Below are 25,584 nucleotides of genomic sequence, written 5' to 3' on the forward strand. Positions count from 1 at the left end.
ATGAAATAAGGACGGGAAACATGGCAACGGCAGAACTTCTCAAAATGGCAGACAAGAAATCCGCGGACAAGGAAAAGGCGCTGGAAAGCGCGCTGGCACAGATCGAACGTCAGTTCGGCAAAGGCTCCATCATGAAGCTGGGTGGCCAGAACCAGATGGCCGATATCGAGGCGACATCGACAGGGTCGCTTGGCCTTGATATCGCGCTTGGCATTGGTGGTCTGCCAAAGGGGCGCGTGATTGAAATTTATGGCCCTGAATCGTCGGGTAAGACAACGCTGACGCTGCATTCAATCGCGGAAGAACAAAAAAAGGGCGGCGTTTGCGCCTTTGTTGACGCAGAGCACGCACTGGACCCGCAGTATGCGAAAAAACTAGGCGTCAATCTGGATGAATTGCTGATTTCGCAGCCTGATACCGGGGAACAGGCGCTGGAAATCGTCGATACGCTGGTGCGGTCGGGTGCTGTGTCGTTGGTGGTGGTCGATTCCGTTGCTGCCCTGACCCCCAAATCAGAACTTGAGGGCGACATGGGCGACAGCTCTGTCGGCGTCCATGCTCGCTTGATGAGCCAGGCCATGCGCAAGCTGACCGGGTCGATCAACCGATCTGGCTGCATGGTGATTTTTATCAACCAGATCCGCATGAAGATCGGCGTCATGTTCGGCAGTCCCGAAACGACGACAGGCGGCAATGCGTTGAAATTCTATGCCTCTGTCCGCCTTGATATTCGCCGGATCGGCGCGATCAAGGACCGCGACGAGATTGTGGGCAATGCGACCCGCGTGAAAGTCGTGAAAAACAAGGTTGCCCCACCGTTCAAGCAAGTGGAATTCGACATCATGTATGGCGAGGGTATTTCCAAGACCGGCGAATTGTTGGACCTGGGCGTCAAGGCCGGTGTGGTCGAAAAGTCCGGTGCATGGTTTAGCTATGGCGACGAACGGATCGGCCAGGGGCGTGAAAACTCTAAACTGTTCCTCAAGGAAAACCCGAATATCGCCAATGAGATCGAGGATAAGATCCGCGCGGCACACGGCCTTGAATTTGACATGGCAGGCAGCGCGGGTGGATCCGGGGATGATCTGGTCGAGGTATGACATTCACAGATGGCGCCTGCAACAAACGCCCGCATCGCTGATCGCGGTGGAGAATATTCCGGGAAAGGGTGCTGAAAGTGCGGCACCCTTTTTCGTTGCGCGCCTGTGGACAGTGGCGGGGCGCATGTCTATTTCTCAGCGGAACGAACCCATGTGTTGAAAGTGCGCCATGTCCAGCCTTGCTGATATCCGATCCACCTTTCTGTCCTACTTTGAAAAGCAGGGGCACGCAGTCGTGCCGTCCGGCCCTCTGGTGCCGCGCAACGACCCGACGCTCATGTTCACCAATTCGGGCATGGTCCAGTTCAAGAATTTGTTCACAGGGATCGAAACCCGAGATTATACCCGCGCGACCAGCAGCCAGAAATGTGTGCGCGCGGGCGGCAAGCACAACGACCTTGATAACGTTGGATATACCGCGCGCCACCACACGTTTTTCGAAATGCTGGGAAACTTCAGCTTTGGTGATTATTTCAAAGCCGAGGCGATTGCCTTTGCTTGGGAATTGCTGACCAGGGATTTCGGCATCGACAAGAACCGCCTGTTGGTCACCGTCTATCACACCGATGACGAAGCCGCCGCGATCTGGAAGAAAGTCGCCGGGCTGAGCGATGACAAGATCATCCGCATCCCCACCGATGACAATTTCTGGCGCATGGGCCCGACCGGCCCCTGTGGCCCCTGCACCGAGATTTTCTATGATCACGGCGAACATATCTGGGGTGGTCCGCCGGGATCACCCGAGGAGGATGGCGACCGTTTCATCGAGATATGGAACATCGTTTTCATGCAAAACGAACAGTTCGAGGATGGCAGCATGAAGCCGCTGCACATGCAGTCGATCGATACCGGCATGGGGCTGGAACGGATCGGCGCGCTGTTGCAAGGCAAGCATGACAATTATGACACGGACCTGATGCGTGCCCTGATTGAGGCATCGGCGCAGGCAACATCGACCGACCCCGACGGTCCTGGCAACACCCACCACAGGGTGATTGCCGACCATTTGCGTTCGACCTCTTTCCTGATTGCGGAAGGCGTGCTGCCCTCGAACGAAGGGCGCGGCTATGTGCTGCGCCGGATCATGCGCCGCGCGATGCGCCATGCGCATTTGCTGGGGGCCAAGGACCCGGTGATGCACCGCTTGGTGCCTGCACTGATCCAGCAGATGGGGGGGGCCTATCCCGAACTGGGGCAGGGTAAGCGCCTGATCGAAGAAACATTATTGAACGAAGAAGTCCGCTTCAAGCAGACCCTTGATCGTGGCCTGAAGCTGCTTGACGAAGAGATGTCGCATCTGCCCGAGGGGGCCGAGCTGCCCGGACAAGCGGCGTTCAAGCTCTATGACACCTACGGTTTCCCGCTGGATTTGACGCAAGATGCGCTCCGTGAACAAGGCCGCGCGGTGGATACCGCAGGGTTTGATGCCGCCATGGCCGAACAAAAGGCAAAGGCGCGTGCCGCTTGGTCCGGCACCGGCGAGGCTGCGGACAGCGCGGTTTGGTTCGACATTGCCGATAAACACGGCACGACCGATTTTCTGGGATATGACACGCTGACAGCCGAAGGCCAGATCAAGGCGCTGGTGGTGAGCGGCACCTTGGCCGATCAGGCGGATGCGGATGTGCAGATCGTCCTCAACCAGACACCGTTCTACGCAGAGGCCGGTGGCCAGGTTGGTGATGCTGGAACGCTGAAAACCGATACCGGAACGGCGCAGATCACCGATACCAGGAAAGTGGCGGGCGTCTATGTGCATTTCGCCAAGGTGATCGCGGGCACAATCAGCACGGGACAGGGCGCCGAATTGTCGGTTGATCCTTTGCGCCGCGCCAGGATCATGGCGAACCATTCCGCGACGCATTTGCTGAACGAGGCACTGCGCGAAAGGTTGGGTGACCATATCGCGCAGCGCGGCTCGTTGAATGCGCCCGACCGGCTGCGGTTCGATTTCAGCCACACCAAGCCGCTGTCGGCAGATGAATTGGCCCGGATCGAACATGACGTGAACGCGGTGATCCGCCAGAACACGCCGGTCGAAACCCGCATCATGACCCCGGACGATGCCCGCGCCTTGGGCGCGCAGGCGCTGTTTGGCGAAAAATACGGTGACGAGGTGCGGGTGGTATCCATGGGCAAGCAGGCCGGGTCCGGCAAGGGCACTGGTGGCGACACATATTCGCTGGAACTCTGCGGTGGCACGCATGTTAAACAGCTTGGTGAAATCGGCACGTTCGTTTTGTTGGGTGACAGCGCATCCAGCGCCGGTGTCCGCCGGGTCGAGGCGCTGACAGGCGAGGCCGCGCTTGATTATCTGCGCGAACAGGATGCGCGGCTGGCGCAAGTGGCTGCCACGCTCAAAGCGCCGTCAAGCGAGGTGGCGGATCGCGTCAGGGCGCTGATGGACGAACGGCGCGCCTTGACGAATGAAGTCGCGCAACTGCGCCGCGAACTGGCCTTGGGCGGTGGCGCACAAAAGGCCGCCCCTGTCGAGGTAATCAACGGCGTGCCGTTTCAGGCGCAGGTGCTTTCAGGTGTGTCCGGCAAGGATCTGCCAGCGCTGATTGACGAAATCAAGACGCAGATGGGCAGCGGGGCGGTCTTGCTGATTGCCGATACCGGCGGCAAGGCGGCGGTTGCGGTGGGTGTGACAGATGATTTGACTGCACGTGTCTCTGCGGTGGATATCCTGCGCGCTGTGACGCCTGAACTGGGCGGCAAGGGTGGCGGTGGCCGCCCTGATATGGCGCAGGGGGGCGGCGCGTCGGCTGACAATGCTGACGCTGCGATTTCGGCTGCGAAAAACGTAATGGAGGGCTTGGAATGAGCGCACTTTGGATTGCACACGTTACTGTCACGGATGATGTGGCCTATAAGAAATACGCCGAACTTGCCGGCCCTGCCATTGCCGATCATGGCGGTCAGTTCATCGCCCGTGGCGGCCGCTATGTGCAGTTGGAAGGCACTGACCGCCCGCGCAACGTCGTTGCGCGTTTTCCATCGGTTGATGATGCAGTGGCCTGCTATAACTCCGCCGCCTATCAGGCTGCGTTGGATCATGCACGCGGGGCGTCAGAGCGTGAATTGGTTGTTGTTGAAATAGCAGATTGAAAAAAGGCGCGGTTTTAAACCGCGCCTTTTTCTCAGGCCTTGTCTGACAGGGTGTTGGTGTTTTCTGCGATCAGATCCTCGATCGCGTCGGCCAGATGGGATTTGTCGATGTTGTAATCCCCTGCCTTGACCCGGATCAGGTGCGCGCGGTGCAGCACATCGGTGTGGGTCAACCCGGCAGGTGGTTCAAACCGATAGCTGGCCATCTCGATCAGCATGCCGCAGGGATCCTTGAAATAGATGCTGTCCATAAAGCCCCGGTCCTTGGGGCCGGAATTGGCGATGCCGCGTTCTTTCAGGCGTCCGACCAGTTGATCGAATGTTACTTTTGATACGTTGAACGCCAGATGGTGCAGATACCCTTGCCCTTGATCCACGCTCTTGCGTTCCGGTTTGCGGTCTTCGGATGTGAACACAGTGATCAGACGCCCGTCGCCGGGGTCGAAATACAGATGCCCCTGTGACGGATCATCAAGGTTGGGCTGGTCAAAGACAAAGGGCATGCCCAGCACGCCTTCCCAGAAATCAATGGTGGACTGCCGGTCGGCACCGGTAATCGTGATGTGGTGAACCCCTTGGGTCTGTAGTTTACGCATGGTCATCCTCCTTTGTTAAAAAGGAAACTAGTGTCCATGCGCCAATGTGGAAAGGGCAGCCCATGCGGACTGCCCTGTGCAAAAATGCAGATGTGTGGCCGGATCAGGACGCGCGGGATTGCCGTTTGCGTTCATGCGGATCAAGGAACCGCTTGCGCAGGCGGATCGCGTTGGGCGTCACCTCCACCAGTTCATCATCGTCAATATAGGCGATGGCCTGTTCCAGTGACATGGTGACAGGCGTCGTCAGGCGCACGGCTTCGTCCGTGCCGGACGCGCGCACGTTGGTCAGCTGCTTGCCCTTCAGCGGGTTCACTTCCAGATCGTTGTCACGGCTGTGTTCGCCAATAATCATGCCCTGATAGACGGCTTCCTGCGCGCCGATGAAAAACTTGCCCCGGTCTTCCAGCTTCCACAGGGCAAAGGCCACCGATGTGCCGTTTTCCATCGAAATCAGAACGCCCTGACGACGGCCCTGGATCTTGCCCTTATAGGGGGCCCAGCCGTGAAACAGACGGTTCAGAATGCCCGAACCGCGCGTATCGGTCAGGAATTCACCATGATACCCGATCAGCCCGCGCGATGGCACGTGGGCGATGATCCGGGTCTTGCCAGCACCGGCGGGCTTCATTTCCACCAGCTCGCCCTTGCGGGGGCCGGTCAGCTTTTCCACAACGACGCCGGTGTATTCGTCATCAACGTCGATCGTGGCTTCTTCGATCGGCTCCATTCGGACGCCGTCGATGTCCTTGTAGATCACCTGCGGACGCGAGATCGAAAGCTCGAACCCTTCGCGGCGCATGTTTTCGATCAGAACGCCCATCTGCAATTCGCCCCGGCCCGATACCTCGAATGCATCGCCCATTGGTGTATCGGCGATCTTGATCGCGACGTTGACTTCGGCTTCTTTCATCAGGCGATCACGGATCACACGGGACTGGACCTTTTTGCCGTCACGGCCAGCCAGCGGGCTGTCGTTGATGCCAAAGGTCACGGTGATTGTCGGCGGGTCGATGGGCTGGGCGGGAATGGCCGCGTCCACCGATGGATCACAGATCGTATCGGCCACGGTCGCCTTGGTCATGCCTGCCAGCGTGACGATATCGCCAGCTTCGGCCACGTCGATTGCGGTTTGCGACAGGCCACGGAACGCGAGGATCTTGGACACGCGGAACTGTTCCAGCTTTTCACCCTTGCGCGACAGCGCCTTGACGGTTTCGCCTGCGCGCAGCGTGCCGGCCTCGACCCGGCCGGTCAGGATACGGCCGATGAAGGGGTCAGCGGACAGGGTGGTCGCCAGCATCTGGAACGGCTCGTCCTTGCGGCTGATCTGTGCGGGGGTGGGGACGTGCTTGACGATCAGGTCGAACAGCGCGGAAAGATCCTTGCGCGGTCCGTCCAGTTGTTCATCACACCAGCCGGCGCGGCCGGACGCATACATCACAGGAAAATCGAGCTGATCGTCATCCGCTTCCAGTGCTGCAAAAAGGTCGAAGACATCGTCGACGGCGCGGTCGGGTTCGCCATCGGCCTTGTCTACCTTGTTGACAACCACGATGGGCCGCAGCCCCAGCGCCAACGCCTTGGAGGTCACGAATTTGGTCTGCGGCATCGGCCCTTCGGCGGCGTCAACCAGCAGGACAACACCATCGACCATCGACAGGATGCGCTCCACTTCGCCACCGAAATCGGCGTGGCCGGGGGTATCAACGATGTTGATCCGCGTGCCCTTCCATTCGACGGATGTGCATTTTGCAAGAATGGTGATGCCGCGTTCGCGCTCGATGTCATTGCTGTCCATCGCGCGTTCGGTTGTCGCCTCGTTCTCGCGGTATACGCCGGATTGCTTCAAAAGTTCATCGACAAGAGTCGTCTTGCCGTGGTCAACGTGCGCGATGATCGCGATATTGCGGATATCCATGGGTCTGCCTTATGGGTAAGTTGACGCGCGAATACCGTGCAATCGCAGCAAATGCCACCCCATAAACGCGCGGCTGGCGCTTAGTGGGTAGCGGAAGCTGAAAATAGCTGGATCACAACGATCCCTGCGATGATCATTCCCATGCCAAGGACCGCCGCCAGATCGAGCTTTTGTCCGAAAATGGCATATCCGATGATCGCGATGCAGACGATCCCTAGGCCGGACCAGATCGCATAAAGAACGCCCACCGGCATGACCCGTAGCGCAAGCGCCAACAGGTAGAACGACGCGGCATAGGCCAAAACACACAGCACCGATGGCCAGAAACGCGTGAACTGCGCGCTGGCCTGCAATGCGCTGGTGCCGATGGTTTCGGTGATGATGGCCAGAATGAGGTGGATGTAATGGGGTGGCATCGGATGGTCCTTGTGCAGAAATGCGATGTCGCGGCCTGACAACATCATCACAAAGAAAGTGATGGTCGGCTTCGTCGATGTGCAGTGGCGTGGCGCAGGCAACGCACAGACAAATATTAAATCTATCCGAATACGTCCACTGCCTTGATGAAGGCGGGAAATTATGTGACGAGAAATGATTAATGCACGTTAAAGGAGAATTATTTGTGCTGAATAAAGTGTTGATCGCCTTCTGTATTTTGAGCGTCTCGGCAGCCTGATCATCGGTGACTGCAACAGACAGCCGCGCGGTGACTGGACTTGTGCTGGCTTCCTTGCAAAGGATTGGCGAAGAAAACCTGCTGGTCACGATTGACGGTCAGGAAATCGAGTTGGCGCCGCGTGGCGGAACTGGCACCGGTGGTGGACCACCTGAATATTCGCTGGACGAAGAACTGCCGGGGACCAATACAGCGGTTTATTCTTTTGCCAGCACCATCGCGGGCAGCGAGAGTCTTGGCGTCTTTGTCTTGGGGCATGAAACCAGTCCCGCGGGCTTGGGTGAAATCGGTGCGGTCACATATCGCATCGGCATCGTCGGCGGTGGAGTGCAGACCATTAATGGTGCTGATCCCCTGGGCCTGGAGATCATGGGTGACGGCACAATTGATGTCAGCTTTGATTCGTCAACGATCAGCGGGCGTGGCACCATTGGCTCGGATATTGGCGCAGGAACTGCCCCTGACGCGTTCTCGATCGTTGGCGGCCAGATCGTGGGTAATGGGTTCACTGCAAATATTGTCCGCGAGTGTCCAACCGGTTCCACCTGCACCTCGGACTCGAAAATTGGCGGGGCATTCTTTGGTGAAAATGCGGCAGAGATCGCTGGCATCGGAACAATCGCCGAAACACAGCAAACGAACGGTGACGTGGCGAAAATTGACGGGGTCATCGGTTTCAGTGGTGCGAAGGACGTGTCAACACAGTGACACTGCATATCGACGGGGCAGAGGAGGCGACCCTCTGCCTTTTTGATCCTTTTGATACCGGACTGCGGCCAGCCGTTGGTTTTTTCACACCGCGATATGGACCTGCCGTGGTTTTGGTGCAAATCATGATCGCACCACAAATGGCCAATGCGCAACTGGAGCCGCAGATGCAGGCATATTTTATGCGATCCGGCATCTTTTTGATGTTCTGCGCGATTGCTGCCTGCGGGGGCAGTGGTGGTGATGTTGTCCCTGCGCCACCGGTCACCGACCCAACGCCGGGTGGGGGGGCTGATCCACTGACGACGTTAGAGGGCACAGCGTTGTCATTGGCCGCTGCCACCTACATGCGCGCGGACGGTGCAGGTATCACACAAGGCATAAGCGTGACGCTGGATGATGGCTTTCTATCGGGTGGGCCACCAAGCGGCTCTTTTGAGGTATTCGGCGAAACGGTGCGCATCACCAATGGTGAGGCCACGCTGCCCGACCAGTCATTGCGAGTGATTTATGAACCGGTCCGGTCGGGTGACTATGCTGGCGCGATTGAACTGATTGCCTTTGACACGGCGACGGGAACGATCACCGGAGAGGCGCATTATGTCGTCGGCATTCAGACCGAGCCGGGTGCAATGCCGTCCGGGACGGCCATCTACTGGGGCGATTTTCAGGTGGCGGGGTTGCTGAACGGGGCAGCGGCCGAATACGAGGGCGGGATTTCATTTGACGTCGATTTTGGTGGCAATGTCATCGGCGGACTTGACGGGCGTCTGGATGCGGCAACCGATGTCGATCTTTCGCTTGCGGCCGTCCCGGTTGTCGGCAACGGTTTCACCGGCACGCTGGGCTGCAATGTGGGCTGTAGCGGCGATGCCGGAACCATTGACGCCACTTTCTATGGCCCAGCCGCGGCCGAGCTGGGGGGCGTTATTGCTGTCGGTTTCAACAGCTATATCGGCGCGGGCACATTCGTTATTCCCAAGCAATAGCGCCGCCTTAACGCGCCGTATACCTGTCCGGGCGGTGGTTCACACCGACGATCAGGTTGGTGACCACGGCCCCCGCCAGCGACAACAGGATCGGCGTGCCGCCGATAATGAACAGCGCCGCCGTGAATAGTACCAGATCAAACGCCAGTTGTGTCCAGCCCGCGCGGAACCCTGTCCTGTCTTGCAGGTATAACGCCAGAACCCCGATCCCGCCCAGCGATCCGCCATGCCGGAACAGCACCAACAGCCCGATCCCGATCATGCCGCCCGCAATGGCCGCCCCTACCAGCGGCTGCAATGTCTCGAACCGGATCAGGTCGGGCAGCACAATCGCGATCAGCGACAGCATCGCCACGGCGACAAAGCTCTTGATCGTGAAGACGGCCCCCTTTCGGGTCCAGGCCAGCAGGTAAAAGGGCAGGTTGACCACAAAGAACACCGCGCCAAAGCTCCACCCGGTGATATAGGACAACAGCACCGCCAGCCCTGCGGTCTGTCCTGTGATCAGCCCCAGATGGTTCAGCATCAACACACCATAGGCACACAGCGTCGTTGACAGCACAAAGGCCTGTGCATCCTCGGATACCGTGTGGGATTTGTCGATCATACGTGGGGTCCAATCAAAACGGGCCGCCCGTTGCGGGGCGGCCCTTTATTGCTTTGTAACAGTCGCTTACATTGCGGCGTTCAGGTTTTCGTCGATCTTTTCAAGGAAGCCTTCGGTGGTCAGCCATTTCTGATCGGGTCCGACCAGCAGGGCCAGATCCTTGGTCATGAAGCCGCTTTCGACAGTGTCCACGACGACCTTTTCCAGCGTTTCGGCGAATTTCAACAGTTCGGCGTTGCTGTCCAGCTTGGCCCGGTGCTTTAGCCCCCCGGTCCAGGCAAAGATCGACGCGATGGAGTTGGTCGACGTCGCCTTACCCGCCTGATGTTGGCGATAGTGGCGGGTGACGGTGCCGTGGGCGGCCTCGGCCTCTACGATCTTGCCATCGGGGGTCATCAGTTGGCTGGTCATCAGACCGAGCGAGCCAAAGCCCTGTGCCACGGTGTCGGACTGGACGTCACCGTCGTAGTTTTTACACGCCCAGACATAACCACCCGACCATTTCATCGCGGATGCGACCATGTCGTCGATCAGGCGGTGTTCGTATGTCAGGCCAGCCGCATCGAACTGGTCCTTGAATTCAGCGTCAAAGATGCGCTGGAAGATCAGCATGAACTGACCGTCATATTGTTTGAGGATCGTGTTCTTGGTGGACAGGTAGACTGGGTAATTCCGCTTGAGGCCATAGTTGAAGGAAGCGCGCGCGAAATCCTCGATGGATTTATCAAGGTTATACATCGACATGAACACGCCCGATGATGGCGCATCGAACACTTCTTCTTCCATCACGGTGCCGTCTTCACCGACGAATTTCATCGACAGCTTGCCGGGGCCGGGGAATTTCATGTCGGTCGCGCGATACTGGTCGCCGAATGCGTGGCGGCCAATGACGATCGGCTGGGTCCAGCCGGGCACAAGGCGCGGGACGTTGGAACAGATGATCGGTTCGCGGAACACCACGCCGCCAAGAATGTTGCGGATTGTGCCGTTGGGGCTGCGCCACATCTTCTTGAGGCCAAACTCTTCAACCCGGGCTTCATCGGGGGTAATGGTCGCGCATTTCACGCCAACGCCGACTTCCTTGATCTTTTCAGCAGCGTCGATTGTGATCTGGTCGTTGGTTTCATCACGGGATTCGATGCCCAGATCATAATAAAGCAGATCAACATCCACGTAGGGCAGGATCAGCTTTTTCTTGATGAAATCCCAGATGATCCGGGTCATTTCGTCGCCGTCAAGCTCGACGATGGGGTTCTCTACCTTGATCTTGGACATCCGTCCCTCCGATTGGTTCGCCAGTGTTTGGGGTGCAATAGCGTATTTTCAACGTGACGAAAAGGCTGTATGCACTTGTATACTAAAAACTGCCCAGTGGGCCGCAGAGGCCAGACCCGGCAGGACATGAACCTGCATCGACAGCGTTGCGGGCGTGTGTTTTCCGCCAGCCTGTTGAGTAGCCCTTGTAACTGAACCGACATGCCACCGAAATTCGCCTTGATCAGCCGTTACGATGTCCGCGCCGCGATGTCGGCAACGATGGCGTCATCTTGCGTTTTTATTGCACAATCCCGGGGCTGGCCCCGTGGTCAAAGCTATCGCACCCGCCCCCCCGTGATGGGGGAACGGGCTGTGATGCGGCAAAGCAGGGTGGTGCGCACATCATGACCTGCCGCCGCCCACGGGGCCCTTTAACAAGCTGGGCAGCGGGGGCCGTCTGTGGCGGTCAGATGCTGGCGAAATCAGTAAAAACAGGTTTTTCGGGCTTGCCCTTGGGCTGTTGCGCCGCAAGCGATGCGGGTGAAGGCGTAGAGGTTGTCTTGGTGTGATCCGCGATGGGCTTTGCTGTTGCCATCTTGCTTTATCCTGATGTTCCTTCTTTCCAACCATAGCCTTTGCAAAGGTTTGCAGGTTAGACAGGCTGTTTTTGTGTGGGTCACGGCTGTGATAAAAATATGACCTTGGGATTCCGTGTCAGGGTTTTCCGCGCCGGGGGGCACCGTGACCGGCTTTGCCCGGGCCCTTGCCCGCGCCCCTGGCGGGCCCTTTGCCGGGGCCTTTACCTGCGCCAGCACGGGGGCTTGCCTTGCCACCGGGGGGCACAAACCGCTTTGACGTGTCGCGGGCATTGCCGGCGGGTTTGCCGCTGCTGGCAGGATCACGCGGCTTTGCGTCAGGTTTGTAACCGGGTTTGCCGGTTTTCTTGCCATCCGGTTTGCCTTTGTATGGGGGCTTGCCCGGACGTTTTTCAACCAAGGCATCGCCATGATCGCGGCGTTCCTTTTTCTGGGCAGGGTTCTGGCGCGGCTTGCGCGGCGCGGGCCTGTCATCGGCGGCACCGGGGATCGGCCTGATCGGGGCAAGATCATCCTGCGCCGAGGGGGGCGGTGGCGCCTGATGGCGCGGCGCGTGGCGCTTCGGTTTGTTGTCAGCGGCACTGTCGTCATAATCGTGCTTGGTCTTGCGCGGGCCGCGTTCGCCCAGTTGAGGCGGGCCATCAAGTGCGGATAAAGTCGCCTGATTTTCCAGCTTCATGTCACCGCCGATCGCCCTGAGAAACCCTGCCACGGCAGGTTCAGAGATTTCGACGTAGGTTTCGTTGGGCTGGATGCGGATCGCGCCGATTTCGTTCTTGGTAATGCCGCCGGCCTTGCAGATCATCGGCAAAAGCCAGCGTGCCTCGGCCTTGCCGATCCGGCCCACATCGACGCTGAACCACTTGGACGGGCCAAAGGATTTATGTTCGCGCGGCGCACGTTCCTTAGTAGCTGCGGCAGGCCCATCCTTGTAATCGCTCAGATCTTCGGGCGCGGATTGCTTGCCGGCATAAAGCCGCAGGTAGGCGGCGGCGATTTTTTCCGGCGCGTGGGTGGCCAGCAGACGCGTTGCAAAGGCCTGTTCGTTTTCAGTAAATTCCTCGGTCCAGACAGGATCGGTCAGCAGGCGTTCTTCGTCGCGGGCTGTCACCTCTTCTGCGGTGGGGGGCAGGGCCCATGTAGCTTGCAGTTTGCCCCATGTCAGCAAATTTTGCGCGCGCCGCTTCATCTTGGCGGGCACGATCATGGCCGAAATCCCCTTGCGGCCCGCGCGGCCCGTCCGGCCGGATCGGTGCAGCAGTGTTTCGGCGTTGGTCGGCAATTCGGCGTGAATAACCAGTTCCAGATTGGGAAGGTCGATGCCGCGCGCGGCAACATCTGTGGCAACGCACACGCGCGCACGCCCGTCGCGCATGGCTTGCAGGGCGTGCGACCGTTCGGTTTGCGACAACTCGCCAGACAGCGCCACGGTGGCAAAACCACGGTTGGCCAGCCGCGTCGTCAAGCGTGTGACGGACGCACGGGTGTTGCAGAACACGATGGCATTCGGTGCATCGTAAAAGCGCAGGACGTTGATGATGGCGGCGTCAATATCATGGTTGGCCACCGACAGCGCGCGATATTCGATATCGGCGTGCTGGCTTTCCTTGGCTGTGGTCGCCACGCGCACCGCATCGCGCTGATAGGATTTCGCCAGTTTGGCGATCATCGGCGGCACGGTGGCCGAAAACATCAACGTGCGGCGGGTGTCGGGGGCCTCGCCGAGGATGTATTCGAGGTCTTCGCGAAAGCCCAGATCGAGCATTTCGTCAGCTTCGTCCAGCACGATGGCGCGGATATCTGACATATCAAGGCTGCCGCGCATGATATGATCCTTGAGCCGCCCGGGCGTTGCGACGACCACATGTGCCCCGCGATCAAGGGCCCGCCGTTCGTCGCGCATGTCCATGCCACCGACACAGGATGCCATGGTCACGCCTGCGCCTGCGTAAAGCCACTGCAATTCGCGTTTTACCTGCAGCGCAAGTTCGCGGGTCGGCGCGATCACCAGCGCAAGCGGGCGACCGGCGGGGCCGAATGTGCCATCCTCGGCCAGGATCGTCGGCCCGATCGCCAGACCAAAGCCCACGGTCTTGCCCGATCCGGTCTGCGCCGAAACCAGCAGATCCTGCCCTTCCAGCGCGGGGTCGGTCACGGCCTCCTGGACAGGGGTCAGGTCAGTGTAGCCCTGTTTGGCTAGGGCATCGGCAAGGGTCGGGATCATCGTGGTCATTTTTGGCTTTCCGGGCGAATAAGCCCTGCGCACTACGCTTGTCGTGGGCATTTGTATAGGGGCAAAGCGCGTTGTTTCAAAGGGTGCGGTATTGTGGTGTCAGGTCGCAAACCAGGCGTCGATCTGGTCGCGCAGGGCATGCCAGATTGCGGGTGCGCCGCGTTCGACCTTGACGCCGACGCGGCTGTGCAACTGCGTGGCGGTGACGTTGTATTCAGGCCAGGTGCCGCCATCTGTTTCAAGATTGGCGATCACCGGCTGCACCCGGTCGATGGATTTGGCGAAAATGGCGTCATCGGTTTCGGCCGCTTCGAATTCATCCCACAGGGCGCGTAGCATCGCAGCCTGGTCGGTGGGCAGCAGGCCAAAGATCCGGTCCGCTGCGGCCTGTTCGATGGTGGCCGTCCTGGCCGGGTCATGGGTGCCATGGATCGGGGTATCGCCAGCGTCGATTTCCACCAGATCGTGGACCAGCAGCATTTGGATCACGCGGCTGATGTTCACAGGCCGGGTTGCATGTTCAGCCATCACCAGCGCGTACAGCGCAATATGCCAGCTGTGTTCGCCGGAGTTTTCACGCCGCGACCCATCGCAGAGCGTTGTGGCCCGCAGGGTGGATTTCAGCTTGTCAGCCTCGATCAGAAAGGCCAGCTGTGCTGCAATTCGTTCCGTCATTCAGCGGGTGACACGCCGCGGCATGGTGCCGCTTGGTGGCGTGGCAGGGGCGGCCTGCGTTGCGGGGTCTTCGGGGGCATCGCTGGCATCTTCTGCAGCGGCTTCGCCGGTCTGCGCAGTGTCGTCCGGCAAGGTGGCCGAATTTGTTTTGACAGGCGCCTGGTACCCGCTGGCCGCCCGTTCGGCAAGGATCGTGCGGGCGCGTTCCTCGGCCCGGCGAACCCTGATCGCGGTCAGGTATGTTTCTTGCAAGGTCTGCGAAGATGCGCCCAGCACATCGCCGATCATGTCCACGATACCAATATCGCCGGATGCCTTTTGATCTGCCAGCGCCATGTCGGCCAATTCATTGGCGACCTTGTCAACATATGCGTTGGCCATCCGCTACCTCGTGGATTCAGTCAGTCGGCGTTTGACATATGTTTTCACGGTGTCGATCATCGGATCCATGTGTGGATCCTCGAAGAAGTGACCGGCCCCTTCCATTTGGTCATGGGTAATGGTGATACCCTTCTGCTCATGCAGCTTGTTGACAAGATTGACAGTGTCCTGCGGGGGCGCGACCCGGTCATTCGATCCGTTGATCACCAGACCGGAGGCGGGGCAGGGGGCAAGGAAGCTGAAATCATACATATTGGCGGGGGGTGACACGGAAATGAAGCCGGTGATTTCCGGCCGCCGCATGAGCAGTTGCATGCCGATCCACGCGCCAAAGGAAAATCCCGCGACCCAGCAATGTTTGGAGTTGCTGTTCATCGATTGCAGATAGTCCAGAGCCGATGCCGCATCCGAAAGCTCGCCTACGCCCTGGTCATACTCGCCCTGCGACCGGCCGACCCCCCGGAAATTGAACCGCAAGACGGTGAACCCCATGTTATAGAATGCGTAGTGCAGGTTGTAGACCACCCGGTTGTTCATCGTTCCGCCGAATTGCGGGTGCGGGTGCAAAACGATCGCGATGGGTGCGTCGCGGTCTTTTTGTGGATGATAGCGCCCTTCAAGGCGCCCTTCGGGTCCGGGAAAGATGACTTCGGGCATACGGGTTCCGTTATTATTGCGGCCATGCAAATTCTTGACGAAAATGCTCAGGCACATTAGAAAGATTCTAAATCGGGGCGCGTGTCCCAATCTTTGGCTTGGGCTGAAGTAATCACGCGGCCGCGCCACGTCAATGGAGTCACGCGTTTTCGTGGCCGGGGAGTGTCTATGAAACTGAGCACCAAAGGGCGATATGCCATGGTCGCGCTGGCTGATCTTGCTTTGCAGCCTGCGGATACGCTGGTGAACCTGACCGAGATTTCGAGGCGGCAGGATATTTCCCTGCCCTATCTGGAACAGCTGTTCGTCAAGTTGCGCCGTGCGGGGCTGGTGGAATCGGTACGTGGCCCCGGTGGCGGATACCGGCTGGCGCGCCCGGCATCGGATATTCGCGTTGTTGATATTCTTGCGGCAGTCGATGAAACCGTATCGGCCATGCACAAAGGTGCGGGTGCGTCGGGCGGCGCGTCGGGCAGCCGTGCACAATCGTTGACAAACCGCCTGTGGGAAGGGCTGAGCGCGCATGTCTATGTGTTTTTGCATCAGGCACGTCTTTCTGATGTCGTCGGCAATGGATTGGCCCCTTGTCCGGCGGTGCCGGCCCTGTTCGAGGTTGTCGATGATGAGTGATGGTATCGGGGCGCTGCCCCCGGCCCTGGCGGGCCTCCCCCGAGGTATTTTTGAACAGAAGAAGCGATGAGGGCCTATCTGGATCATAACGCAACGACCCCGCTGCGGGCCGAGGCGCGTGCGGCCATGCTGGCGGCGATGGACGTCGTGGGGAACCCGTCTTCCGTGCATGCCGAGGGCCGGGCGGCCAAGGCCGTTGTCGAGCGCGCCCGCGCGCAGGTCGCTGAAGCGGTGGGGGCGTCGGGTGCGGATGTTGTGTTTACCTCGGGTGCGACAGAGGCGGCAGCGCTGGCACTGGCTGGGCGCGGGTTGAAGGCGGCCCCGATCGAGCATGACGCGGTCCATGCCTGGGTTGATCCGGTCTTGCCGGTTCATGGCGGACGGGTTGTGGTGAAAGACCCTGCGGTATCGGTGGTGCAGATGGCCAATTCAGAGACCGGGATTTTGCAGGATCTGCCCGCCGGATTGGCTGTGTCGGATATAACGCAGGGGTTCGGGCGCGTGCCCTTTGCATTTTCCTGGTCCGGCGTCGGCATGGTGTTTCTGTCGGCCCACAAGTTCGGAGGGCCAAAGGGCGTGGGCGCCTTGATTTTCCCTCAAGGCACTGATGTCGCGTCACAAATACGTGGGGGCGGTCAGGAAATGGGGCGCCGTTCGGGAACTGAAAACGTGATCGCAATCGCGGGTATGGGCGCCGCGGCAGTTGCGGCACAGGCCGATCTGGCTGCCGGACACTGGGAACGGGTTGCACAACTTAGAAATATTCTAGAAAAGGCCATTGAGGCCGCCGAGAAGCGCACTATTTTTGTCGGGAAAGGCAATGATCGTTTGCCGAACACCAGTTGTTTCGTGACCCCAGGCTGGAAGGGCGAAACACAGGTGATGGCGATGGATCTCGCGGGGTTTGCCGTATCGGCAGGCTCTGCCTGTTCCAGCGGCAAGGTCAAGACAAGTCGCGTGCTGCGCGCTTTGGGTTTGAATGACGGGGATGCGGCCTGCGCTTTGCGCGTGTCGCTGGGGACCCGGACGACAGAGGAAGAGGTTCTGCGTTTCGCAGAAGCCTGGACGAAAAAACGGGCGCGTATGGCCGCCTGATGGAAGGATGAACAATGGCTGCTTTGGATGATGTGGACGTCAAGGAAGGTGTCGATCAGGAAACGGTAGATGCTGTTTCGAAACTGTCGGGCACATACAAGCATGGCTGGAATACCGAGATCGAGATGGATTATGCCCCCAAGGGCGTGAACACCGATATCGTGCGGTTGATTTCGTCCAAGAACAACGACCCCGCGTGGATGACCGACTGGCGGCTGTCTGCCTTTGCCCGTTGGGGCCAGATGAAAGAACCGGAATGGGCGATGGTCAGCTATCCCAAGATCGACTTTCAGGACATATATTACTACGCCCGCCCGAAAAGCATGGAGACCAAGCCCAAGTCGCTGGACGAGGTGGACCCCAAGCTGCTGGCCACTTATGAAAAGCTGGGTATCCCGCTGAAGGAACAGATGATCCTTGCCGGTGTCGAGGGTGCCGAGAATGTGCCTGCCGAGGGCCGCAAGGTGGCCGTGGATGCGGTATTCGATTCCGTGTCGGTCGGAACCACGTTCCAGAAAGAACTGGAAAAGGCCGGTGTGATTTTCTGCTCGATCTCGGAAGCGATCGAAAAGCACCCTGAGCTGGTCAAGAAATATCTGGGTTCGGTCGTGCCGCCTTCGGATAACTTTTACGCCACGCTGAACTCTGCCGTGTTTTCAGACGGGTCGTTCGTTTACGTCCCCCCCGGGGTCCGCTGCCCGATGGAGCTGTCCACTTATTTCCGCATCAACGCGGAAAACACTGGCCAGTTCGAACGCACGCTGATCATCGCCGACAAAGGGTCGTATGTGTCTTATCTGGAGGGCTGCACCGCGCCCAAACGCGATACGGCCCAGTTGCATGCGGCGGTGGTGGAAATCATCATCGAAGAAGACGCCGAGGTGAAATATTCCACCGTTCAAAACTGGTATCCCGGTGATGAAGACGGCAAGGGCGGGATCTATAATTTTGTGACCAAACGTGCCGATTGCCGGGGCGACCGTGCCAAGGTGATGTGGACGCAGGTCGAAACCGGGTCTGCCGTCACGTGGAAATACCCAAGCTGCATTCTGCGTGGTGATGACAGCCAGGGCGAGTTCTATTCGATTGCCATCGCCAACAACATGCAGCAGGCCGATACCGGCACCAAGATGATCCATCTGGGAAAGAACACCAAGTCACGCATCGTGTCCAAGGGGATCAGTGCCGGGCGCGCCCAGAACACCTATCGCGGTCTGGTGTCGATGCATCCAAAAGCCAAGAACAGCCGCAACTATACGCAATGTGACAGCCTGTTGATCGGCGATAAATGCGGAGCGCACACCGTGCCTTACATCGAGGTCAAGAACAACTCTAGCCGGGTCGAGCATGAGGCGACGACATCCAAGGTTGATGACGACCAACTGTTCTACTGCCGGTCGCGCGGGATGGACGAGGAGGAAGCCGTGGCATTGGTGGTCAACGGGTTCTGCAAGGAGGTGCTGCAGGCCCTGCCGATGGAATTCGCCATGGAAGCACAGGCACTGGTCGCGATTTCGCTGGAAGGGTCCGTTGGGTGATCATGTCTGGCAAAGTCCACCGAAAACGTCGTCAGAGCGTCACGGAGGTGCCGCGATCTTGCCGTAGTTGTCGTCGATACCCCGATGGGTGTCGGAACGGTGGGATTGTTGGCCATGTCAGTGAACGGATTGGAAGACTTCAACAGTCGGGTGCGGCGTATTACAAGTGCGCGAAATACATCCTATTACGATCCCGAATTGGGCATGAATATCCCCAAGCGCGTGTCTCAGGATACGATTCGGCGCAATGCAAAGGCGAAACTGCCATCGTTCAGGGCCTTTTTCTGGTCGCTGCTGATCGGCGCCGGCGCGTTGGTCATCGCGCAGGCACTGCGGTTTCGCGTGCTGGATTTGTCAGAGCCGGGCAACGTCACATTGTTTACCGATCTGTTGGTCGCGCTGTTCATCGTGCTGACGGTGTCGGGCGCGCTGCGGTATCGCAGGCGGCGTTACCGGTTGGCGCAGGGGTTCGGGGTGCTGGCGGCATTGGTCGCGGGACACAACCTGATGTGGTATTATCCCGATCAGCTTGCCGTGATCTATACGCCGGAATACGTCCAGATCGTGCGCGACATGACAGAGCCAGGGTCGTTAATCTTTCGGGACGTGACGATCAACCTCTGACCCTATTCACATTCATGGGCAACGCGTCCGCCGGCTTTGACCGCGCGGGGGCTTTCGCCTGTTCTGCTACATATCCGTTCTGAGGAGAAGAAAATGTTGGAAATCAAAGGCCTGAAGGTCAAACTGGAAGAAGAAGACAAGCAGATCCTCAAGGGCGTGGATCTGACGGTTGAACCGGGCATGGTGCATGCGATCATGGGGCCCAACGGGTCTGGCAAATCGACGCTGTCCTATGTGCTGTCCGGCAAGGGCGGCTACGAGGTGACAGGCGGGTCGGCCACGCTCGGTGGACAGGATTTGCTTGATATGGAGCCCGAAGAGCGTGCTGCCATCGGTCTTTTTCTTGCGTTTCAATACCCGGTCGAAATTCCCGGTGTGGGCAATATGACCTTTCTGCGCACGGCCGTGAACGCCCAACGCAAGGCGCGCGGGCAGGACGAATTGAGCGCGGGCGATTTCCTGAAGGTCGTTCGCGAAAAGGCGAAGAACCTGAAAATTGATGCTGAGATGCTCAAGCGCCCGGTCAACGTGGGCTTTTCCGGGGGCGAGAAAAAGCGCAATGAAATCCTGCAAATGGCAATGCTGGAACCCAAGATGTGCGTCCTGGACGAAACGGACAGCGGTTTGGACGTCGATGCGATGAAGCTGGTGGCCGAAGGCGTGAACGCGCTGCGGTCCGAGGGGCGGTCGTTTCTTGTGATCACGCACTATCAACGCCTGCTGGACCATATCAAGCCGGATGTCGTGCATATCATGTCGGATGGTCGGATCGTAAAAACCGGCGGCCCGGAACTGGCGCTTGAGGTGGAACACAACGGCTACGCCGATATCCTGACAGAGGTGGCCTGATGGCATTGGCAAAACTGAAACAGGACACGACAGAGGCGCGGCTGGAAGCGGTGACGTTGCCGACAGGTGCGGCTTGGGCAAATGCAACGCGGGCGGATGCGCTGGCGCGGACGCGGGCGATGGGGTTGCCGACGCGGCGGGATGAATACTGGAAATTCACTGATCCGACATCGCTGACGGCAGTGGATGCTTCGCCGGCCGCGCTGTTTGACGCGGATGAAACGCCGCTGTTCGATACTGTGGACCGTGTAAAAATCGTCTTTGTCGATGGTGTCTTCGACGCGGCGGCGTCTGATGATCTGACCGCCGAAGGTGTCGTGATCGAACGTCTGGCCGACGTAATGGCGGCGGATATTCACTGGGCCAAGGATCTGTATGGCGTGCTGGAAACTCGGGGGCAAAAACCCGTTGACCGCCCGCTGGCTGCGCTGAATACCGCGTTGGCCACCGATGGTGTGGTCATTCACGCCACGGCCAAGGTCGGCAAGCCGATCAACCTGATCTATCTGCACAACGACCCGTCGTCTGACGTCGTGCTGCACAACTTGGTCAAGGTCGATGCGGGTGCCGAAGTCACCTTGCTGGAAACTGGCCCCGCAGCGGCGCGGTTTTCCAAATGCCTGGAGGTGGACGTGGCCGAAGGCGGGGCGTTCCACCACGTGCGCGCCCAGGGGCGCGACCATGAACGTCGCGCTGTAACGCATTGTTTTGCAAGGATTGGCGTCGAGGCAACCTTCAAATCCTTTACGCTGACGTTTAACGGGGTGCTGACGCGCAACGAATGTGTGATTGAGATCGTCGGCGACGATGCAACCGCCCATGTGGCTGGGGCCTGTGTCGGTGACGGGCGCGATTTTCACCACGACGACACGGTGTTTGTCACGCATGACGCGCTGCGCGGGGAAAGCCGTCAGGTTTTCAAGAAGGTCCTGCGCAACGGGGCTGTGGGCGTCTTTCAGGGCAAGATCCTTGTAAAGGAAGGTGCGCAGAAAACCGATGGCTACCAGATCAGCCAATCGTTGCTGCTGGATGACGACAGTCAGTTTCTGGCCAAGCCGGAACTGGAAATTTATGCCGATGATGTGGCCTGTTCGCATGGGTCCACCACGGGGGCGATTGATGAAACCGCGTTATTTTATCTGCGCTCGCGCGGTGTGCCAGCGGATCAGGCACGCACGCTGCTGACGCTGGCCTTTCTGGCGGAATCCCTGGAAGAGATCGCGGATGAGGTTTTGGCAGCGGATTTGCGCGACCGGCTGGAAGCCTGGCTGGCGCGTCATCGCTGATGGCCGTCACCCGTGACATGATGCGCAGCTGGCGCGCGCCGCGGGCGGTGATGCGCGACCTGCTGGATCAGGGCAAACGCGAGGATCGGGCGATCGCTTATCTGATGATCGCCTGTTTCCTGATCTTTGTGGCGCAATGGCCGCGGCTGTCACGCATCAACGCGGGGTTCGAGCCATCACCATGGCCCGCGGACATCAATTTCGAGGGTATGATGACCTATACCTTCTATGCGGTGGTGATCATGTTGCCGCTGGGGTTGTATGCGGTTGCGGCCGTGTCGCGGCTGATCGCCAAGGCAATTGGCGGGCAGGGCAGTTGGTACGGCGCGCGGCTTGCGTTCTTCTGGACGTTGCTGGCGACGACCCCGCTTTTGCTGCTGCACGGTCTGGTGCGCGGCTTTGTCGGGCCGGGGCTGCAATCCAGTCTGGTGGGTGCGGTGTGGGTCCTGGTCTTTGGTTATATCTGGGTGCAATCCCTGCGCGAGGCGGAAAGCGGCACATGACATTTGATTTTCAAAGTTTTCTGAACCTTGTCGGGCGGTCCATAACCGAACCGGCCGCTGTCGCGCGTGACGTCATGCAAACCGACTGGCGCCGCGAGGCCTTGTGGACGGCGCTGGCGCTGGTGGCGGTTCTGAACGTGATCCTGATTGCGCTGATGCAGATGCTGTCGCCGCTGCCTGATGCGCTGGAACAGCAGGGTGTCGTTCTTTCCCCCTTTACGTATACCATTCTGGTTGGGGCATTTCTTGTGCTTTTTGTCTTTGCGGTCAAAGGGGCCGGGCGGATGCTGGGCGGGCAGGGCAGTTTTGATCAGACGCTTGTCCTTATGGTGTGGTTTCAGGTGGTCAGCCTTGTGCTTGAGGCCGCGCAGGTGCTGCTGGTGCTGATCAGCCCGTTCCTGGGCGGTGTGTTTGGCATGGTGTCGCTGGGTGTGCTGTTATGGTGCATTGTCAATTTCATTGATGTGCTGCACGGGTTTGAAAACAGGGGCAAGGCGGTCGGCACGCTGATCCTCGCCCTGATCGGCACAGCCATGGGGGCCGGGCTGATCCTTGCAATTTTGGGGGTGGGTGCCACCGGAGGAACGGTATGACGTATGATGTGGCCAAGATCCGCGCCGATTTCCCGATCCTGTCACGGCAGGTGAACGGCAAGCCGCTTGTCTATCTGGATAACGGGGCATCGGCGCAAAAGCCGCAGGTGGTCATTGACGCGGTGACGCGCGGCTATGCCGAAGAATATGCAAATGTGCATCGCGGTCTGCATTACCTGTCGAACCTTGCGACCGAAAAATACGAGGGCGTGCGCGGCACGATCGCGCGGTTCCTGAACGCGGCGTCCGAAGACGAGATCATCATGAACTCGGGCACCACCGAAGGTATCAATATGGTCGCCTACGGCTGGGCGATGCCCCGGATGGAGCCAGGCGACGAAATCGTGCTATCGATCATGGAGCATCACGCCAATATTGTGCCTTGGCATTTCCTGCGCGAACGGCAGGGTGTTGTGATCAAATGGGTCGACGTTGACAGCAACGGCGATCTGGACCCGCAAAAGGTGATCGACGCGATTGGCCCCAAGACAAAACTGGTGGCCATCACGCATATGTCCAACGTGCTGGGCACTGTTGTCGATGTCAAAACGATCACGCAGGGCGCGCAGGCCAAGGGCGTGCCGGTGCTGGTCGATGGATCACAGGCGGCGGTCCATATGCCTGTCGATGTTCAGGATATCGGTTGCGATTTCTATGCGATCACGGGCCACAAACTCTATGGCCCGTCGGGATCTGGCGCAATCTATGTGCGCCGTGATCGGATGATGGAAATGCGCCCCTTCATGGGGGGCGGTGATATGATCCGCGAAGTCGGGCGCGATGTAGTGACCTATAACGACCCACCGATGCGGTTCGAGGCAGGCACCCCCGGTATCGTGCAGATGATCGGCCTGGGTGTTGCGTTGGATTATATGACAGGCGTGGGGGTGGACAATATTGCCGCCCATGAAAAGGGGCTGTGCGCGTATGCCCGCGACCGGCTGGACGGGCTCAACTGGCTGACTGTGCAGGGCACATCGGCCACCAAGGGAGCGATCTTTTCCTTCACGCTGGATGGTGCCGCCCACGCGCATGATATTTCCACCGTGCTGGATAAAAAGGGCGTGGCGGTGCGCGCGGGGAGCCATTGCGCCATGCCGCTGATGGACCATATGGGCACGATGGCCACCTGCCGCGCGTCTTTCGGCATGTATAACACCACGGACGAGGTGGATGCATTGGTCGATGCGCTGGAACTGTGCCACGACCTGTTCGCCTGAACCGGTGTGCTGACTGATCAGTCGGTGCGCCCCATCAACCGGTCAACAGGTGCAAAATCATCTGTCAGGATCAGATCGTCACGCGCGGCAAGTTCATCGACCCATGATTGCGCCAGTGCCCCGAAAACCATCCTGTCGGGCGCAAGGGCGGAAAAACTGTCAACAGGCGTCGGTTGATCCCCGGCCGTGACGACGAACACCATCCGTGCGCCGGGCTCTGGAACGGCTTGCTGGGTCCACACCTCGACCACGGGAAAGACACTTTGCAATGTGCGCACCACGGCTGACATTGTGTCCAGCCGGTCCTCGAAATCAATAACGTTCATCAGATAGCTGCCCTGCGGGGTCAAGCGGGCCTGCACCAGTTCAAAGAACTCTTGCGTGATCAGATGGGCGGGCACAGCGATATCGGTGAAAGCATCGCCAATAATCAGGTCATAGCGTTCATCGGGGCGCCCCCGCAGGGCAGAGCGCGCATCCTGATGCAGAACGCGGGCACTGGCCGGATCGAACCAGAAATCGCGGACCGCCACTTGCGTTACTGCCGGGTCAATCTCGGCTACGGTCAATGCGCCTGCACCTGTAGCATGCAGGGCGCGGGGCACCGAATAGGTGCCGCCCCCGATGAAAAACGCGCTAAAGTCGACCTGAGGCGCGCGCAGTCGCGCCAGCGACTGCAACATGGCCGCATGTTCTGTATAGGCGATGGAGGGTTCATGTTTGGCGCTGATCCCGTGCACAAGGTGGTCGATAACCATCAAGCGCACCGGAAAGCTGGGGTCGGTGCTGATATCGACGGTGCGGATGCAGAAATACCGGCTTTCCACCTGGCAGGGCCCCGCCGCCACGGCACCGCGTGCGGCAAGGCCCATTGCGGCAAGGGCCAGCAACAGCGGTATGATCAACCGCGCGCGGCCCATCACAAGACAGATTAGCGCCGTGCCGATATAGGCCAGCGTTACCACCGCGAGCGTGCCTGTTGACCCCAGCCATGAAATGAACACGAACCCCGCCAGCAGCGTGCCCGCAATCGCCCCGATTGCCCCGGCGGCAAACAACGCCCCCAGCGCGCGCCCTGATCTGGATCTCTCTGAAATGGCGATCTGGGTCAGCACCGGCGCTGGCACGCCAGCAAAAAGAGACGGCAGAAAAAATACCGCCATGGCAATCATGACGATTGACCACACAGGATGCCCTACAGCTGCCAGGATCGGCCCCGCAGTCATGAACAGCAGCGCGGTGGCGCCAGACGTGCTGATTGCTGCCGCCATCAGGATCCAGCCGGTACGGCGCAAGGCATCTTCGCCAGTGCGCTCGGCCAGCCGCCCGCCCCACCAATGCCCTGCGGAAAACCCTGCCAATACCACCGCGATGATGGCTGTCCAGGTATACAGCGACATGCCAACATAAGGCGCAAGCATGCGTCCGGCGACAATTTCAACCACTAGCGACGCGGCTGAAACCGTGGCCTGCAACATGACAAGTAGAAAAAGCGAAGGTTGGCGCATGCGGTCACTCTGGGCTTCGAGGTCAATCGACTTTGCGCATTGTGACGTGTCACGGCAAGCCCGAAAAATTCAAAACAGCCCGTTGCAGCATGCGACGGGAAGGCGTAAGAGAACGCACAGGCACCCGTAGCTCAGCTGGATAGAGCGCTGCCCTCCGAAGGCAGAGGCCAGAGGTTCGAATCCTCTCGGGTGCGCCATTATCTTTAAATTTGGTTTATTTCGAAATACTTG

Annotated in this window: 25 protein-coding genes and 1 tRNA gene; 15 read left to right on the plus strand and 11 right to left on the minus strand. The window is 59.2% G+C overall.

Annotation, left to right across the window (positions count from 1 at the left end; translation table 11 throughout):
- Nucleotides 1-20: 20 nt before the first annotated feature.
- From recA to ACTG4B_RS06825, 3 genes are all read left to right on the plus strand, one after another.
- Nucleotides 21-1,100: a recombinase RecA gene (recA, locus tag ACTG4B_RS06815; protein ID WP_439154939.1), complete on the plus strand. Its 1,080-nt coding sequence runs from the start codon at nucleotides 21-23 to the stop codon at nucleotides 1,098-1,100.
- Nucleotides 1,101-1,269: 169 nt separating this feature from the next.
- Complete coding sequence (gene alaS / locus ACTG4B_RS06820) at nucleotides 1,270-3,927, plus strand: alanine--tRNA ligase (protein ID WP_439154940.1); 2,658 nt, start codon at nucleotides 1,270-1,272, stop codon at nucleotides 3,925-3,927.
- On the plus strand, nucleotides 3,924-4,211 hold the full coding sequence (locus tag ACTG4B_RS06825; RefSeq protein WP_439154941.1) for a DUF1330 domain-containing protein: 288 nt from the start codon (nucleotides 3,924-3,926) through the stop codon (nucleotides 4,209-4,211). Before alaS ends, ACTG4B_RS06825 begins: the two co-directional genes overlap by 4 nt.
- Before the next feature lie 32 nt (nucleotides 4,212-4,243).
- On the opposite strand, the gene ACTG4B_RS06830 is transcribed toward ACTG4B_RS06825, so the two are convergent.
- The 3 genes from ACTG4B_RS06830 to ACTG4B_RS06840 all read right to left on the minus strand — a co-directional run bounded on the left by ACTG4B_RS06830 (nucleotide 4,244) and on the right by ACTG4B_RS06840 (nucleotide 7,144).
- A complete protein-coding gene (locus tag ACTG4B_RS06830; protein WP_439154942.1) occupies nucleotides 4,244-4,807 on the minus strand; it encodes a VOC family protein in 564 nt (187 codons plus the stop codon).
- 103 nt (nucleotides 4,808-4,910) lie between these two features.
- Complete coding sequence (typA, locus tag ACTG4B_RS06835; RefSeq protein ID WP_439154943.1) at nucleotides 4,911-6,728, minus strand: translational GTPase TypA; 1,818 nt, start codon at nucleotides 6,726-6,728, stop codon at nucleotides 4,911-4,913.
- 80 nt (nucleotides 6,729-6,808) lie between these two features.
- Entirely contained in the window at nucleotides 6,809-7,144 is a 336-nt protein-coding gene (locus ACTG4B_RS06840; protein ID WP_439154944.1) for a DMT family transporter, read from the minus strand.
- Nucleotides 7,145-7,410: 266 nt separating this feature from the next.
- On the opposite strand from ACTG4B_RS06840, the gene ACTG4B_RS06845 reads away from it, so the two are divergent.
- Both ACTG4B_RS06845 and ACTG4B_RS06850 read left to right on the plus strand, forming a co-directional pair.
- Nucleotides 7,411-8,112, plus strand: a complete 702-nt coding sequence (locus tag ACTG4B_RS06845) for a transferrin-binding protein-like solute binding protein (RefSeq protein WP_439154945.1) — start codon at nucleotides 7,411-7,413, stop codon at nucleotides 8,110-8,112.
- 125 nt (nucleotides 8,113-8,237) lie between these two features.
- The gene (locus tag ACTG4B_RS06850; RefSeq protein WP_439154946.1) at nucleotides 8,238-9,101 is read left to right on the plus strand and encodes a transferrin-binding protein-like solute binding protein; all 864 of its coding nucleotides are present in this window, start codon (nucleotides 8,238-8,240) and stop codon (nucleotides 9,099-9,101) included.
- Nucleotides 9,102-9,108: 7 nt separating this feature from the next.
- On the opposite strand, the gene ACTG4B_RS06855 is transcribed toward ACTG4B_RS06850, so the two are convergent.
- From ACTG4B_RS06855 to ACTG4B_RS06885, 7 genes are all read right to left on the minus strand, one after another.
- Entirely contained in the window at nucleotides 9,109-9,708 is a 600-nt protein-coding gene (locus ACTG4B_RS06855; protein ID WP_439154947.1) for a YitT family protein, read from the minus strand.
- Nucleotides 9,709-9,774: 66 nt separating this feature from the next.
- Nucleotides 9,775-10,983 (minus strand): NADP-dependent isocitrate dehydrogenase, encoded by a 1,209-nt coding sequence (locus ACTG4B_RS06860; RefSeq protein ID WP_439154948.1) that lies wholly within the window; start codon nucleotides 10,981-10,983, stop codon nucleotides 9,775-9,777.
- A gap of 448 nt (nucleotides 10,984-11,431) precedes the next feature.
- Nucleotides 11,432-11,560, minus strand: a complete 129-nt coding sequence (locus ACTG4B_RS06865; protein WP_439154949.1) for a hypothetical protein — start codon at nucleotides 11,558-11,560, stop codon at nucleotides 11,432-11,434.
- 119 nt (nucleotides 11,561-11,679) lie between these two features.
- Nucleotides 11,680-13,794, minus strand: coding sequence for a DEAD/DEAH box helicase (locus ACTG4B_RS06870; protein WP_439154950.1), 2,115 nt, complete (start codon nucleotides 13,792-13,794; stop codon nucleotides 11,680-11,682).
- A gap of 99 nt (nucleotides 13,795-13,893) precedes the next feature.
- Nucleotides 13,894-14,469, minus strand: coding sequence for an HD domain-containing protein (locus tag ACTG4B_RS06875; protein WP_439154951.1), 576 nt, complete (start codon nucleotides 14,467-14,469; stop codon nucleotides 13,894-13,896).
- Nucleotides 14,470-14,850: a hypothetical protein gene (locus ACTG4B_RS06880; protein WP_439154952.1), complete on the minus strand. Its 381-nt coding sequence runs from the start codon at nucleotides 14,848-14,850 to the stop codon at nucleotides 14,470-14,472.
- A 3-nt stretch (nucleotides 14,851-14,853) separates the two neighbouring features.
- Nucleotides 14,854-15,507, minus strand: a complete 654-nt coding sequence (locus ACTG4B_RS06885; protein ID WP_439154953.1) for an alpha/beta hydrolase — start codon at nucleotides 15,505-15,507, stop codon at nucleotides 14,854-14,856.
- Between the two features lie 168 nt (nucleotides 15,508-15,675).
- Here ACTG4B_RS06885 and ACTG4B_RS06890 point away from each other — a divergent pair, with 168 nt between their 5' ends.
- The 9 genes from ACTG4B_RS06890 (at nucleotide 15,676) to ACTG4B_RS06930 (ending at nucleotide 23,845) form a co-directional block, all read left to right on the plus strand.
- Nucleotides 15,676-16,137 (plus strand): Rrf2 family transcriptional regulator, encoded by a 462-nt coding sequence (locus ACTG4B_RS06890; protein ID WP_439154954.1) that lies wholly within the window; start codon nucleotides 15,676-15,678, stop codon nucleotides 16,135-16,137.
- Between the two features lie 66 nt (nucleotides 16,138-16,203).
- Nucleotides 16,204-17,232, plus strand: a complete 1,029-nt coding sequence (locus tag ACTG4B_RS06895; RefSeq protein ID WP_439154955.1) for a cysteine desulfurase family protein — start codon at nucleotides 16,204-16,206, stop codon at nucleotides 17,230-17,232.
- A 14-nt stretch (nucleotides 17,233-17,246) separates the two neighbouring features.
- On the plus strand, nucleotides 17,247-18,770 hold the full coding sequence (gene sufB, locus ACTG4B_RS06900) for a Fe-S cluster assembly protein SufB (RefSeq protein WP_439154956.1): 1,524 nt from the start codon (nucleotides 17,247-17,249) through the stop codon (nucleotides 18,768-18,770).
- Nucleotides 18,771-18,884: 114 nt separating this feature from the next.
- On the plus strand, nucleotides 18,885-19,394 hold the full coding sequence (locus ACTG4B_RS06905; protein WP_439154957.1) for a hypothetical protein: 510 nt from the start codon (nucleotides 18,885-18,887) through the stop codon (nucleotides 19,392-19,394).
- A gap of 93 nt (nucleotides 19,395-19,487) precedes the next feature.
- Complete coding sequence (gene sufC / locus ACTG4B_RS06910) at nucleotides 19,488-20,243, plus strand: Fe-S cluster assembly ATPase SufC (RefSeq protein ID WP_439154958.1); 756 nt, start codon at nucleotides 19,488-19,490, stop codon at nucleotides 20,241-20,243.
- Nucleotides 20,243-21,529 (plus strand): SufB/SufD family protein, encoded by a 1,287-nt coding sequence (locus ACTG4B_RS06915; RefSeq protein WP_439154959.1) that lies wholly within the window; start codon nucleotides 20,243-20,245, stop codon nucleotides 21,527-21,529. Before sufC ends, ACTG4B_RS06915 begins: the two co-directional genes overlap by 1 nt.
- Entirely contained in the window at nucleotides 21,529-22,032 is a 504-nt protein-coding gene (locus ACTG4B_RS06920) for a YIP1 family protein (protein ID WP_439154960.1), read from the plus strand. The genes ACTG4B_RS06915 and ACTG4B_RS06920 overlap by 1 nt, the downstream gene beginning before the upstream one ends.
- A complete protein-coding gene (locus tag ACTG4B_RS06925; protein WP_439154961.1) occupies nucleotides 22,029-22,625 on the plus strand; it encodes a YIP1 family protein in 597 nt (198 codons plus the stop codon). The genes ACTG4B_RS06920 and ACTG4B_RS06925 overlap by 4 nt, the downstream gene beginning before the upstream one ends.
- Nucleotides 22,622-23,845: a cysteine desulfurase gene (locus ACTG4B_RS06930; RefSeq protein WP_439154962.1), complete on the plus strand. Its 1,224-nt coding sequence runs from the start codon at nucleotides 22,622-22,624 to the stop codon at nucleotides 23,843-23,845. The genes ACTG4B_RS06925 and ACTG4B_RS06930 overlap by 4 nt, the downstream gene beginning before the upstream one ends.
- Before the next feature lie 17 nt (nucleotides 23,846-23,862).
- Here the strand turns inward: ACTG4B_RS06930 and ACTG4B_RS06935 are convergent, their stop codons facing one another.
- Nucleotides 23,863-25,353: a fused MFS/spermidine synthase gene (locus ACTG4B_RS06935; protein WP_439154963.1), complete on the minus strand. Its 1,491-nt coding sequence runs from the start codon at nucleotides 25,351-25,353 to the stop codon at nucleotides 23,863-23,865.
- A 120-nt stretch (nucleotides 25,354-25,473) separates the two neighbouring features.
- On the opposite strand from ACTG4B_RS06935, the gene ACTG4B_RS06940 reads away from it, so the two are divergent.
- Nucleotides 25,474-25,550, plus strand: a tRNA-Arg gene (locus tag ACTG4B_RS06940).
- Nucleotides 25,551-25,584: the final 34 nt, after the last annotated feature.

The sequence above is a fragment of the Yoonia sp. genome, assembly GCF_965660735.1.
In the GTDB taxonomy this organism is placed as follows: domain Bacteria; phylum Pseudomonadota; class Alphaproteobacteria; order Rhodobacterales; family Rhodobacteraceae; genus Yoonia.